The sequence below is a fragment of the Staphylococcus parequorum genome, from assembly GCF_039237145.1.
Lineage (GTDB): Bacteria > Bacillota > Bacilli > Staphylococcales > Staphylococcaceae > Staphylococcus > Staphylococcus equorum_A.
Genome location: NZ_CP150682.1, coordinates 2,545,482 through 2,559,574, shown reverse-complemented (window position 1 = coordinate 2,559,574; position 14,093 = coordinate 2,545,482). Strand labels below are relative to the sequence as shown.

10 protein-coding genes are annotated in these 14,093 nt (G+C 33.6%); 9 read left to right on the top strand and 1 reads right to left on the bottom strand.

The window, feature by feature from the left end; genetic code table 11:
• Positions 1–15: 15 nt before the first annotated feature.
• From pxpB to ltaS, 3 genes are all read left to right on the top strand, one after another.
• Entirely contained in the window at positions 16–723 is a 708-nt protein-coding gene (gene pxpB, locus AAA453_RS12585; RefSeq protein ID WP_069815315.1) for a 5-oxoprolinase subunit PxpB, read from the top strand.
• Complete coding sequence (locus AAA453_RS12580) at positions 711–1,715, top strand: biotin-dependent carboxyltransferase family protein (protein ID WP_069815316.1); 1,005 nt, start codon at positions 711–713, stop codon at positions 1,713–1,715. The genes pxpB and AAA453_RS12580 overlap by 13 nt, the downstream gene beginning before the upstream one ends.
• A 782-nt stretch (positions 1,716–2,497) precedes the next feature.
• On the top strand, positions 2,498–4,441 hold the full coding sequence (ltaS, locus tag AAA453_RS12575) for a polyglycerol-phosphate lipoteichoic acid synthase LtaS (protein ID WP_069833308.1): 1,944 nt from the start codon (positions 2,498–2,500) through the stop codon (positions 4,439–4,441).
• Positions 4,442–4,633: 192 nt separating this feature from the next.
• Here ltaS and AAA453_RS12570 read toward each other — a convergent pair whose 3' ends face one another.
• Positions 4,634–5,452 carry a ZIP family metal transporter gene (locus AAA453_RS12570; protein WP_069833309.1) on the bottom strand — a complete coding sequence of 273 codons (819 nt, stop codon included), beginning with the start codon at positions 5,450–5,452 and terminating at the stop codon, positions 4,634–4,636.
• Between the two features lie 128 nt (positions 5,453–5,580).
• Between AAA453_RS12570 and AAA453_RS12565 the strand changes: the two genes are divergently transcribed.
• The 6 genes from AAA453_RS12565 to AAA453_RS12540 all read left to right on the top strand — a co-directional run bounded on the left by AAA453_RS12565 (position 5,581) and on the right by AAA453_RS12540 (position 14,091).
• Positions 5,581–7,464 (top strand): ABC-F family ATP-binding cassette domain-containing protein, encoded by a 1,884-nt coding sequence (locus AAA453_RS12565; protein ID WP_069833310.1) that lies wholly within the window; start codon positions 5,581–5,583, stop codon positions 7,462–7,464.
• Positions 7,465–7,477: 13 nt separating this feature from the next.
• Positions 7,478–9,256, top strand: coding sequence for a DNA helicase RecQ (gene recQ / locus AAA453_RS12560; protein WP_069833311.1), 1,779 nt, complete (start codon positions 7,478–7,480; stop codon positions 9,254–9,256).
• Between the two features lie 290 nt (positions 9,257–9,546).
• On the top strand, positions 9,547–10,512 hold the full coding sequence (locus AAA453_RS12555) for an ABC transporter ATP-binding protein (protein ID WP_069833312.1): 966 nt from the start codon (positions 9,547–9,549) through the stop codon (positions 10,510–10,512).
• Positions 10,509–12,023 carry an ABC transporter permease/substrate-binding protein gene (locus AAA453_RS12550; RefSeq protein ID WP_427705275.1) on the top strand — a complete coding sequence of 505 codons (1,515 nt, stop codon included), beginning with the start codon at positions 10,509–10,511 and terminating at the stop codon, positions 12,021–12,023. Before AAA453_RS12555 ends, AAA453_RS12550 begins: the two co-directional genes overlap by 4 nt.
• 194 nt (positions 12,024–12,217) lie before the next feature.
• Positions 12,218–13,273 carry a histidinol-phosphate transaminase gene (gene hisC / locus AAA453_RS12545; protein ID WP_069833314.1) on the top strand — a complete coding sequence of 352 codons (1,056 nt, stop codon included), beginning with the start codon at positions 12,218–12,220 and terminating at the stop codon, positions 13,271–13,273.
• 269 nt (positions 13,274–13,542) lie between these two features.
• Positions 13,543–14,091 carry a 5' nucleotidase, NT5C type gene (locus AAA453_RS12540; RefSeq protein ID WP_069833315.1) on the top strand — a complete coding sequence of 183 codons (549 nt, stop codon included), beginning with the start codon at positions 13,543–13,545 and terminating at the stop codon, positions 14,089–14,091.
• The last annotated feature ends 2 nt before the right edge of the window (positions 14,092–14,093 follow it).

The window sequence follows — 14,093 nt, the reverse complement described above, 5'->3', positions numbered from 1 at the left end:
ATAAGAGGTGAGCCTATGAAAATATATAGCCAGGGAGACCAAGCAATTGTAGTTTCTATTGAAAAAGAAGTCTCTAAGGATTTAACAGAAGATTTATTAGCATTAAAAACGTATTTATTAGAAAAAGACTATCCTTTTATAACCGAAATTGTACCTACTGAATCAGATATGATGATTTGTTATGATGCGCGAGATATGATTAAACACTACAATATTAAATCACCATTTTTATATATGAATGCATTAATGCAAACCGTGCAATTAGAGATTAAACACGAAGCGCAAGAGATTGAGCCAATGGAAATTCCAGTTATTTATGGGGGAGAATTTGGTCCTGATTTAGCAGCTTTATTAACGCATTACAAATTAGATTTTGAAAAATTTGTGAAGCTGCATACTAAACATACGTATTTTGTCTCAATGATGGGTTTTACACCTGGATTTCCTTATCTTACCGGAATGGATAAGCGCCTGTTTGTTAATCACACAGGTGGCAAAAAAACGTTTATTCCAGCAGGCTCTGTCGTTATAGAAGGGAAAAAGACAGGTATTACTACAATAGATACCTATGGCGATTGGTTAGTCATTGGCTACACACCCATTCGCTTATTTGACCCAGAAGAAACTGATTTTACTAAGCTAAAATTAGGCGATAACGTTACATTTAACGCAATAACAGAAGAAACGCTGGATTTAGGAGGCTTTGAACCATGTCAATCATAATAGAAGGTGAAGGATTATTCTCAAGTTTCCAAGATTTTGGGCGTAAAGGCTATGAGCACAACGGCGTTATTCCTGGCGGCGCACTAGATCCGTTATCCCATGAAATAGCGAACAGACTCGTTGCAAATGATAAACGTGAAGCTACGTTAGAGATGACAAATAGAATGTCGAGCATTCGCTTTACTGAATCAACATTGATTGCATTAAGTGGTGGTAGTTTTAAAGCTAAAACAGAACATATGAAAGTATTACCAAATAAGTTGTACTTAATGGAAAAAGGTGACGTACTTGTATTTACAGAGACAAATCGCACATCTAGAGTATATTTAGCAATCGGTGGTGGTTTGGAATTAGATGAGTGGTTAGGTTCAACCTCAACTGACTTTAAAGTGAAAATTGGCGGTTTTCATGGACGTAAATTGCAAAAAGGTGACGAAATTAATATGAAACGTGACTACACTGAACGCCACCTTAAATTGTTTGAAAATCTAGAAGAAAAACATCAAACAGACTGGGGCATTGATGGTTACGCACTTTCCTTTAATTATATGTCAGATGTTTTTCATGTCATTAAAAATAAAGGGACAGAAGACTTTGAACAAGAAGCATTAAGTCACTTTACGCTTGGGGAATATAAAGTCACGAGTAAAGCGAATAGAGTCGGGATGTATGTAGAAGGACAACCCGTGAAGGCTTTTTATGAAGATATGCCAGCGCATCAATCTGTACAAATAGGCACGATACAAGTTAAAAGAGATGGCACACCGATTATTTTACTCAATGACCACTACACAATAGGTAGTTACCCACAAATTGGGACAATTGCGAGTTATCATTTAACTAAGCTAGGGCAAAAGCATCAAGGTACAAAATTAAAATTCCAGTTTATAGATATTGAAACTGCAGAAAAGAATTTAATTAAATATACAAATTGGTTAAACCAATTGTTTCATGGTATTGAATATAGAATGCAGTTAGAGATGTTGAAATAAAAAATAGAAGGTCTATGTATATTACTAATTGAAGGATAATATAATGGTTACTGATAAGCTGTAACGCCTCAAGATAATTGTGTGAGGGTTACGGCTTTTTTTTAATAGTGCGTATAGAGGTATAACTTTTAAAATTTTTGTAACATGTTTTATAGAACGGTATTATTATTTCATAAAATATTAAAATAAAAATTCATTTCATATACGACTCTAGTCTGATTAATATAAAAAACAAACAGCGTATAATTAAAAAGCATATTATTTCTTAATGATATATTCACAGCCCATTAACAAGCCTTTAACAAAACAAGAGCAAAACGTTAAATTACGTTTGAAAGTGTGTTTTTACTTGAAATTTGACCAGAATTGCTTTATATTTATACATTGAACTATATGCGTTTTGTTACGGAAACATTACAAAACGATAAAAATTGTGAAGATGACGTTAATCGATAAACGAAAACGTTTACGCAATTTACACTATATAGACAAATGAAAAGTTTCTAATTAGAATATAAAACTTAAAATTTTAAAACTATAACTTTAGTTCACAATTGAACAAGCTAATAAAATTCTAGTGTATAGAAATTTAAATTACATACACAGCTGTTTAGGATTTTAAAGAACATAACCTAAAGAAGATAACTTTTGCCAATAACGACCTTTGTATAGTTAGGGATACTAATATCGCTAACAACATATGATCACAGTAACTTTGCCATTTTTTTACTAGGTATGGATTATTTTCCAACCTATATTAATCTATATCGGGGGAAACAAACATGAGTCTACACAAAAAGAAATTAACTCTTTTTGCGTTTTTTATTCTGACCGTGCTCACTGTCGCATTTAAAACGTATTTTTCATATTATGTTGATTTTTCTTTAGGTGTTAAAGGGTTAGTACAAAACCTAATCCTATTAATGAATCCATACAGTTTAATCGCTTTAGTATTAAGTATTTTCTTATTCTTTAAAGGAAAGAAAGCATTCTGGTTTATCTTTATTGGTGGCTTTATTTTAACTTTCCTACTATACGCGAACGTTGTTTACTTCAGGTTCTTCTCTGATTTCATAACGTTTAGTACATTGAACCAAGTTGGAAATGTTGAATCAATGGGCGGCGCAGTGACAGCTTCATTCAAATGGTATGACTTTGTATACTTTATTGATACAATCATTTACCTTTTTATCTTGATATTTAAACAAAAATGGTTAGATAAACGTGTATTCAGTAAAAAGTTTGTGCCAGTAGTTATGGCAGCTGCAATTGCGTTATTCTTCCTGAATCTAGCTTTTGCAGAATCAGATCGTCCTGAATTATTAACACGTACATTTGATCACAAATATTTAGTTAAATATTTAGGACCATATAATTTCACTGTCTATGATGGTGTGAAAACAATTCAAAACAATCAGCAAAAAGCTTTAGCAAATGAAGATGATTTAACTAAAGTGTTAAATTATTCGAAGCAAAAACGAGTTGAACCAAATCAAGAGTATTTTGGTGCAGGTAAAAAGAAAAATGTTATTAAAATACACTTAGAAAGTTTCCAAACTTTCTTAATTGATAAAAAAGTAAATGGCGAAGAAGTAACACCATTCTTAAATAAATTATCATCAGGGAATGCAGGTTATAGATATTATCCAAACTTCTTCCATCAAACGGGTCAAGGTAAAACATCAGACTCAGAGTTTACAATGGATAATAGTTTATTCGGTTTACCACAAGGTTCAGCCTTTTCATTGAAAGGTGATAACACTTACCAATCATTGCCAGCAATTCTTGATCAAAAACAAGGTTATACATCTAATGTAATGCATGGTGATTACAAAACATTCTGGAACCGTGATCAAGTTTATAGACACTTTGGTATAGATAAATTCTATGATGCGACATATTATGATATGTCTGAAGAAAATCTTGAGAATCTAGGTCTTAAAGATAAAGAATTCTTTGAAGAATCAGCAGATTACTTAGCTAAAGAAAAAGAACCATTCTACAGTCATTTAATTACATTAACAAACCATTATCCATTCACTGTATCACCAGAGGATGCAACAATAGAATCACCAAATACTGGGGATTCAACGGTAGATGGCTATGTTCAAACAGCTAGATATTTAGATGAATCACTAGAAGAATTTGTTAATGAATTGAAGAAAAAAGGTATTTATGATGATTCTGTTATAATGATTTACGGTGACCACTATGGTATTTCTGAAAACCATAATAAAGCTATGGAAAAATTATTAGGTGAAGAAATTACACCAGCTAAATTTACTGACTTAAACCGTACTGGTTTCTGGTTGAAAATACCAGGCAAAGAAGGCACAGTAGATGAAACTTACGCTGGTCAAGCAGACGTTATGCCTACACTGCTTCATTTAATGGGTATTGATACTAAGAATTACCTAATGATGGGGACAGACATGTTATCGAAAGATCATAACGACACAGTACCATTCAGAAATGGTGACTTTATAACGAAAGATTATAAATATGTTAATGGTAGAATTTATAATAATAAAAACAATGAACCAGTAACAAAAAAACCTGAAGATTTCGAGAAACGTAAACAACAGGCTGAAAAAGATCTACAAATGAGTGATGATTTGATTAATGGTGACTTATTGAGATTCTATGACAACCCAGATTTCGAAAAAGTGAAACCTTCTGAGTACGAATATAAGCCTGGTCCAAAATCAAAAGAGCAAAAAGAATAGATAAATTACAGAGCCAACATACCTAATCTAGGTGTGTTGGCTCTTTTTTAAAATTCACTTTAGATGAATTCGCGTATATATGTATATAAAATAAAGACATAAAAATAGCTATGAGGCTTTTTCAAACGTCCATAGCTATTGTTTACTTATTTGGTTTATGTCTAAACCATTTTTAATACTAAATTTAAGTCCTTATCCAAGTGCGACATCAAGTATCATCATGATTGTGAATCCTAACATTAGACTTAACGTTGCAAGGTCTGTATTGTTACTTGCCTGAGAATCTGGTATAAGTTCTTCAACCACAACGAATATCATCGCACCTGCAGCAAATGCTAAAGCATATGGCAACATAGGAGTGATCATTATCACGGCAGCAGCGCCGACTACAGCAAATATAGGCTCGACGATGGCTGATGCTTGTCCATAATTAAAAGCTTTCCATCTTGATGCACCTGCAGCGCGTATTGGCATTGATAGCGCTGCACCTTCAGGAATATTTTGTATTCCGATACCGATGGCTAATCCAACAGCGCCTAAAAATGTTGCTTGACCATTACCAGAAACAATACCACCAAAAGCTACACCTATAGAAAGGCCTTCGGGAATATTGTGTAACGTAATTGCCAATACAAGTAATGTATTTTTGTTGAGTTTTTTAGTACCCACACCTTCATGAAATTGTTTGGTGTCTTTGGTATTTGGATGTATATGAGGAATAACTAAATCTAATCCCCGAATAAATAATCCACCCAATAAAAAACCAATAGCAGCTGGCAACCATGGGAATGCTGTGCCTTCACCATAAGCAATGGCTGGCTGTAATAATGACCAAAAACTTGCAGCGATCATAATACCCGCAGCAAAACCTTGCATTGAGTTTAATAACTTATCGTTAACTCTTTTGAAAATAAATACCGATGCTGCTCCTAATGCAGTAAGTAGCCATGTGATAAGACCAGCTATTAATGCTTGGATGTAAGGAGGTAAGTTTTGGAAAAATTCCGACATAAGCTTTGCTCCTTTGTATCATTTGAGTTCAAAAAGGTGTATAATATATAGAACTGAAATTAAGTTTAACAGATATAATTACTATTTTCGATATTTAAAAATTTCGATATTAAAAAGGATGTAGAATGATGGAAGCATACAAAATTGAACATTTAAATAAGTCATATGCCGATAAGACTATTTTCGATGATTTACATCTCTCTATTTCTGAAGGAGAAAAAATAGGACTCGTTGGTATAAATGGGACTGGCAAGAGTACTTTGTTAAAAGTAATGGCAGGACTAGACGAAGATTACGATGCGGAAATATCGCATCCCAATGCATATCGCGTCCGTTATTCTTCTCAAAAACAAGATTTTGATCGAAACATGTCTGTTTTTGAAGCAGTATTGACCTCAGAAACTAAAACACTTCAAGTTATACGTGCATATGAGTCTGCACTGAATCAATATAGTACGACCCAGAGTGAGTCAGATTTACAAAAAATGATGCAAGCACAAGATGCGATGGATGCGAATCAAGCATGGGACTATAGTGCAGAAATCAAGACGATACTTTCTAAATTAGGTATTCATGATACAACAAAAGAAGTAAGTGAACTTTCAGGCGGTCAACAAAAAAGAGTGGGTCTTGCGAAGACACTTATTGAACAACCTGACTTATTACTTCTAGATGAGCCTACCAACCACTTAGATTTTGAATCTATCAATTGGTTAATCAATTATGTGAAACAATATCCACACACTGTATTATTTGTAACGCATGATCGCTATTTCTTAAATGAAGTATCCTCACGAATTATCGAATTAGATCGTGGAAAATTACGCACTTATTCTGGTAATTATGAAGCTTATATTGCACAACGTGCGGAAAATGAAATCATCGAACAAAAACAACAATCGAAGCAACAGTCATTATATAAAAAAGAACTTGCTTGGATGCGTGCGGGTGTAAAAGCACGAACTACAAAACAACAAGCGCGTAAAAATAGATTTAGCGATTTAGAACAAGATGTCAAAAATCAACATCAACAAGATAAAGCATCTTTAAATCTTGCTTATTCAAGATTGGGTAAACAAGTTTTTGAATTCGATGCTTTAACTAAACGCATAAATGGGAAAACGCTGTTCGAAGATATCACTCAAATTATTCAAAGTGGTCAGCAAATTGGTATTGTTGGTCCTAATGGTGCTGGTAAAACAACATTGTTAAATATATTGAGTGGAGAAGATCAAGCTTTCGAAGGTAATCTGAAAATAGGGCAGACTGTAAAAGTTGCTTACTTTAAACAAAGTGAAGAGCGATTAGATCGTGATGTCAGAATGATTGATTATTTAAGAGAAGAAAGTGAAGTAGCAAAAGAAAAAGATGGTACGTCAGTTTCAATTACACAACTACTTGAACGCTTCTTATTTCCAAGTTCCACACATGGTAAAAAAATATATAAATTATCAGGTGGCGAACAAAAAAGATTATATCTGTTGAGATTATTGGTCCATCAGCCGAATGTCTTATTATTAGATGAGCCAACAAACGACTTAGATACTGAAACGCTAACAATACTTGAAGATTATATTGAGACATTTGGTGGTGCGGTAATTACAGTAAGTCATGATAGATACTTCTTAAATAAAGTAGCCCAAGAATATTGGTATATTCACGATGGAAAAATGGAACGTATCATAGGAACATTTGAAGATTATGAAGCATATAAAAAAGAACAAGATAAAGCTCAAGCACAACAAAAGCAACAGAAACAACAAGCGCATGTAAAACAAAATGCGAACAAGAAAAAAGGGCTCTCTTTTAAAGAAAAGCAAGAATATGAAACGATTATTGAACGTATTGAAACTACTGAGCAAAGATTAGAAACCATCGATGAAGAAATGGTTGCAGCAAGTTCAGATTATGCTAAAATCAAAGAATTAAATGAAGAACAACGACGTCTTAATCAGACGTACGAAGATGATATGGCAAGATGGAGCGAACTAGAAGAACTAAAAGAACAATGAGGGATTGTTAAACATGGAATCAACATTATCGCATTATTTTGGCTACGATACATTTCGTCCAGGTCAAAAAGAAATTATAACAAAAGTAATGAATCATCAAAATGCGCTAGGTGTATTACCTACTGGCGGGGGAAAATCAATTTGTTATCAAGTGCCGGGATTAATGTTGGGCGGTACGACGATTGTTATCAGTCCATTAATTTCGCTAATGAAAGACCAAGTTGATCAATTAAAGGCCATGGGTATACGCGCGGCGTACTTAAACAGTAGTTTAACTCAGAAACAACAAAAAGAAATAGAGGCACAACTTAGAAAAGGTGAAATTCAATTTCTATATGTGGCACCTGAACGTTTCGATAATGCTTATTTTGTTCAAATGGTGCAACAATTAAATATACCGCTAGTTGCTTTTGATGAAGCACACTGTATTTCTAAATGGGGCCACGATTTTAGACCGAGTTATCGAGATGTGATTCATAAGGTATTTGCATTACCACAAGATTTTACAATTGTGGCGCTCACTGCAACGGCCACAATTGAAGTTCAAAAAGACATTATGGATCGCTTGAACATTAATAAAAACGACGAGATTAAAACAAGTACAAAACGTCGAAATCTAATCTTTCAGGTCAATCCTACATATCAACGACAAAAATTTGTGTTGGAATATGTTAAAAAATATCAAAAAGAATCCGGCATTATTTATTGTTCAACACGAAAACAAGTTGAAGAATTACAAGAAGCATTAGCGATTAATGATATTAAGAGTACAACCTATCATGGTGGACTATCGAACAAAGAGCGTGAAGCTGCCCAAAATGATTTTGTTTACGATCGAGTACGCGTAGTTGTAGCTACGAATGCTTTTGGTATGGGTATCGATAAGTCCAATGTGAGATTTGTTATTCATTATAATATGCCTGGCGATTTAGAATCGTACTATCAAGAAGCGGGTCGCGCAGGTCGTGATGGTTTAAATAGTGATTGTATTTTATTATTTAGTGAACGTGATATCGGCTTACATCAGTATTTTATATCTTCGTCGAAAGCAGATGATGATTATAAAGATAAGATGGGCGAAAAATTAAATAAGATGATACTTTATACAAAAACTAAAAAGTGTTTAGAAGCAACGCTCGTACATTATTTTGAGCCGAATGAAAAGCTTGAAGAATGTGAACAGTGTAGTAATTGTGTAAGAGAAAATAAAACGTATGATATGACTAATGAAGCAAAAATGATAGTGAGTTGTATCGCACGTATGAAACAAAAAGAAAGCTATAGCGTCATTATACAAGTATTAAGAGGCGAAGAATCTGATTATATTCGCTACTGTGATTATAATGAATTGTCAACACATGGTATTATGAAAAACTATACTACATCAGATTTAAGCCATCTTATTGATGAATTGAGATTTAAAGGCTTTTTAAATGAGTATGATGAAATATTAACTTGTGATAACTCCGTGAAAAGTTTATTGAGTGATCAGGTCGCTATATTTACGACACCATTTAAACGCAAAACTACAGAAAAAGTTAATATCAATACCGTAGAAGGTGTGGATCGTGCATTATTTGATGAACTTATAGCTGTACGCAAACAGCTAAGTGAGGACTTGAGCATTCCACCAGTAAGTATATTCTCTGATTTTACACTAGAAGAATTTGCTAAAAGAAAGCCAGAATCAAAACAAGATATGATTTTAATTGATGGCGTAGGTAGTTACAAATTAAAACATTACTGTCCAATGTTTTTAGAAACCATTCAATCATATAAAGCAAAGATATAATTAACTTAAGTTTTGTATCTCCACATAACTTTCTGCTTTAAATAAATATGACCATAACTGCGAAGTTAAATTTCAAATTTTAATATACTATGTAACAAAAAGATCATAGGTATATTTTTGATTTGAGTTAACTTCGCTTTTTTGTAATAACAAGATTTTATTGAAGTAAAACAAAACTTTTGAAAATTGCTTGATAAATACATGAATTATATGAAAATAGGGAATAATTGTGGTAAATGTGAATTTAAGCTAATTTTAAAAATAGAGGACAGTAAAGTGAAGGTGACAAAGTGATAGAATTTAAAAATGTAGTAAAAAAATATGGAGATAAAACTGCAGTCGATGACATCAGTTTTAATATAAAAAAAGGCGAATTTTTTGTGTTAATTGGGCCTTCAGGTTGTGGCAAAACAACGACCTTAAAAATGATCAATCGCTTAATTTCTTTATCTGAAGGGTATATTTATTTTAATGATAAACCAATTAGTGATTATTCTATTTATGAAATGCGTTGGGATATTGGTTATGTATTGCAACAAATCGCACTTTTCCCACATATGACAATCAAAGAGAATATTGCACAAGTGCCACAAATGAAAAAATGGAAAGAAAAAGATATTAACCAACGTGTGGATGAATTATTGGATATGGTCGGTTTAGAACCTGAATTATATAAAAATCGTAAACCAGATGAGTTGTCAGGGGGACAGCAGCAACGTGTAGGCGTGGTGCGTGCATTAGCCGCCGATCCACCAGTGATATTAATGGATGAGCCATACAGTGCGCTAGATCCGATTAGTCGTGAAAAGTTACAAGATGATTTGATAGAATTACAACAAAAAATTAAAAAGACGATTATTTTTGTAACGCATGATATTCAAGAAGCAATGAAACTTGGTGATCGTATATGTTTATTAAATGAGGGACGAGTTGAACAAATTGATACACCAGAAGGTTTTATTAAAAATCCTAAAAACGACTTTGTGAAGCAGTTTATGGGAGATAAAGTAAAACGCACGGTTAATGATATGAAATTATCTGAACTGGTTAGTAATTTACCGGACAATAAATTAGAGACGCCTCATGAAAGTTATCCTGTCCTTCAAAGTGATTATTTTGTACGTGATATTTATGAGCATTTAATTGACCATGAAGGCATTATTGTCGATGATGAAGCAGCTTCTACACAACATGTACTAAAACGAGAAGATATATTTAAAGTTTTGTCAGAAGGCAAAGGAGGTCATAATGGATGAATGAATTCATTAACACTATTGTAGAGCGCAAAGGTCAATTATTAACAACCATTTTCGAACATATGCAAATATCTTTTATTGCTTTATTAATAGCGACATTAATTGGCGTTCCCTTAGGCATTCTACTTACAAAAACACGTAAACTTTCTGAAGTAGTGATGAATATTGCCGCAATACTTCAAACGATACCATCACTTGCATTACTCGGTTTGATGATACCACTATTTGGTATAGGTAAGGTACCTGCAGTGATTGCTTTAGTGGTCTATGCATTATTACCTATTTTAAGAAATACATACACGGGTATTAACGAAGTTGATGCTTCGTTAATAGAAGCAGCAAAAGGTATAGGTATGAAACCAGGACGCCGTTTGAGTAAAGTAGAATTGCCAATTGCGATGCCGGTAATTATGGCGGGTATTCGCACAGCTATGGTATTAATCATTGGTACGGCAACATTGGCAGCTTTAATTGGTGCAGGTGGTTTAGGTGACCTTATATTATTAGGTATCGATAGAAATGATACGTCATTAATACTTATTGGTGCCATTCCAGCGGCCTTGCTCGCAATTTTATTTGATTTAGCCTTACGCTTTATGCAAAAAATGTCATACAAAAAGTTACTGATTGCATTAGGTGCCATCGTACTGATCTTATTATTGTTTATAGTCGGTCCGATGTTAGCACAAAAAGGAGATAAAGTGACCTTAGCAGGTAAGCTTGGTTCAGAGCCTTCAGTGATTACCAATATGTATAAGATTTTAATTGAAGAAGAAACGGATCATACTGTTGAAGTTGAAGATGGATTGGGTAAAACAGCTTTCTTATTTAACGCCCTAAAATCAGATGATATAGATGGTTATCTCGAGTTTACAGGGACAGTGCTCGGTGAATTAACGAAAGAAGATTTAAAGTCTAAGCAAGAAGACAAAGTATATGAGCAAGCTAAATCGAGTTTAGAAAATAAATTTGATATGACGATGTTAAAACCAATGGAATACAATAATACGTATGCCTTAGCAGTGAAAAGAGACTTTGCAGAAGAGTATGATATTAAAACAATTGGTGATTTAAATAAAGTCAGTGGTAAAATCAAGCCTGGCTTTACATTAGAATTTAATGATCGTGAAGATGGCTATCCAGCTGTGAAAAAAGCATATGACCTTGATTTGGGGGATGTTAAAACGATGGAACCTAAATTACGTTATCAAGCAATTGAAAGTGGCGATATCAATTTAATAGATGCATATTCAACAGATGCAGAATTAAAACAATATGATATGGTCGTTCTAGAGGATGATAAAGATGTCTTTCCGCCATATCAAGGTGCGCCTATGTTTAAAGCATCTTATTTAGAAGAACATCCTGAAATTAAAGCACCGTTAAATAAATTAGCAGGTAAAATTTCAGATGAAGAAATGCAACAAATGAACTACGATGTGACTGTGAAGAAAGAAGACCCATATGAAGTTGCAAAAGCATATCTAGAAAAGCATCATTTAATAGATTAAACATTATCTCTTTTATTACGGGTTCGGATGATGAGCGATAGGAATAACACGCGCTTAATTTATCTGAACTCGTTTTTTTACTGTTTACAAATCAAACTGTTTGATGAGGACACATTGATTTTAAGCTATTATTGGGTTTATAATAGTTATTAAGTTTTGAAATTTCTGTAAATTTAAGGAGGCCCGAAGCAACAATGAAAAAGCAAATTGAACAATTATCAGCATATGAACCAGGTTTATCGCCTAGAGCATTGAAAGAAAGTTACGGGATTGAAGGTGAATTATATAAATTAGCTTCAAATGAAAATTTATATGGTCCATCACCAAAAGTTAACGAGGCGATTCAAGCACATTTAGATGAATTGCAATTTTATCCTGAGACCGGTTCTCCATTAATCAAAGAAGCAATCAGTAAGCACTTAAATGTTGATGCATCACGCATTTTATTCGGGGCAGGCCTAGACGAAGTCATTTTAATGATTTCACGTGCGGTACTCACTCCTGGAGATAAAATAGTAACAAGCGAAATGACATTTGGACAATATTATCATAATGCAACCGTAGAAGCTGCAAATGTAGCTCAAGTACCTATGCAAGATGGATGTTTTGATTTAGAAGGTATTTTAGCAGAGATTGACGATGATACGAAACTCGTATGGTTATGTAATCCAAATAATCCCACAGGCACTTATTTTACGCATGAAGAATTACAACACTTCTTAACACGAGTTCCAAGTCATGTTCCAGTAATTATAGATGAAGCCTATGTGGAATTTGTAACGGCGGAAGATTTCCCTGATACATTAGCTTTACAAGAACAATTTACAAATGCGTTTTTATTACGTACATTCTCTAAAGCCTATGGTTTAGCAGGTATGCGTATTGGTTATGTAGTTGCAGCTAAAGAAGCGATTGAAAAATGGAATATTATACGTCCACCTTTTAATGTAGGACGTTTATCTGAATATGCAGCGTTGGCAGCATTAGAAGACCAAGCATACTTAGCATCTATTCGCGAACGTAACGCGCAAGAGAGAGCCAAATTCTTTGAATTAGCTGTAAGTGATAAATTTTATCCAAGCCAAACAAACTTTGTCTATATCAATACAGACAAACCACATGATTTATATGAAGCATTTTTAAATGTTGGCTGTATTACAAGAGCATTTCCTAAAGGTATTCGAGTGACAATAGGCTTTCCAGAGCAAAATGATAAAATGATCGAAGTACTTAAAAGTTTTGACTTTTAATCATAATGAATGATGTTGACGTTCAACGATACTAAAATGTGTATGGAATTTTAAATATAATAACACGATTCATTAAGGTGCTGTGAAGTATGATGTAGATAGCATTAAACATGATTTGAATTATATTTATAAGTACAATTTTGGTTTAGTTGAACGTTATTTGCTATACTTAGAAGTGAAAATAGGAGTTATATGTAGTCACTTGTCACATAGAACTTTGCCTATATATAATAAAGATGGAAGCTATTGAAAAGGGAGTAGAGTAGTAGATGACGAGAAAATCGATTGCTATTGATATGGATGAGGTACTTGCTGATACAGTAGGTGCATTGCTTGAAGACGTGAATAAACGTACGGATTTAGGAATTACATATGAAATGTTAGATGGAATAAAGTTGAGACATGCAATGCCTGAGCATGATGGTCTACTAACAGAAATTTTAAGGGAACCTGGCTTTTTCAGAAGATTACAAGTTATGGATGATGCACAAGATGTCGTTAAAAAACTAACTGAACATTATGATGTATATATTGCAACTGCGGCAATGGATGTACCGACTTCATTCCATGATAAATATGATTGGTTAAGACACTTCTTCCCATTTTTAGACCCTCAGCATTTTGTATTTTGTGGTCGAAAAGACATTGTTAAAGCGGATTATTTAATCGATGATAACCCTAGACAGTTAAGCATCTTTACTGGTACGCCGATTATGTATACTGCAACGCACAATATCAACGATGACAGATTTGATCGTGTGAATAATTGGAAAGATGTTGAGAATTATTTCCTAGGAGATAGTGAGTACAATATTTAATC

Bases quoted from the DNA above. Each gene is read 5' to 3' on its own strand.
- pxpB (WP_069815315.1), top strand. From the start codon at position 16: ATGAAAATATATAGCCAGGGAGACCAAGCAATTGTAGTTTCTATTGAA.
- AAA453_RS12580 (WP_069815316.1), top strand. From the start codon at position 711: ATGTCAATCATAATAGAAGGTGAAGGATTATTCTCAAGTTTCCAAGAT.
- ltaS (WP_069833308.1), top strand. From the start codon at position 2,498: ATGAGTCTACACAAAAAGAAATTAACTCTTTTTGCGTTTTTTATTCTG.
- AAA453_RS12570 (WP_069833309.1), bottom strand. From the start codon at position 5,452: ATGTCGGAATTTTTCCAAAACTTACCTCCTTACATCCAAGCATTAATA.
- AAA453_RS12565 (WP_069833310.1), top strand. From the start codon at position 5,581: ATGGAAGCATACAAAATTGAACATTTAAATAAGTCATATGCCGATAAG.
- recQ (WP_069833311.1), top strand. From the start codon at position 7,478: ATGGAATCAACATTATCGCATTATTTTGGCTACGATACATTTCGTCCA.
- AAA453_RS12550 (WP_427705275.1), top strand. From the start codon at position 10,509: ATGAATGAATTCATTAACACTATTGTAGAGCGCAAAGGTCAATTATTA.
- hisC (WP_069833314.1), top strand. From the start codon at position 12,218: ATGAAAAAGCAAATTGAACAATTATCAGCATATGAACCAGGTTTATCG.
- AAA453_RS12540 (WP_069833315.1), top strand. From the start codon at position 13,543: ATGACGAGAAAATCGATTGCTATTGATATGGATGAGGTACTTGCTGAT.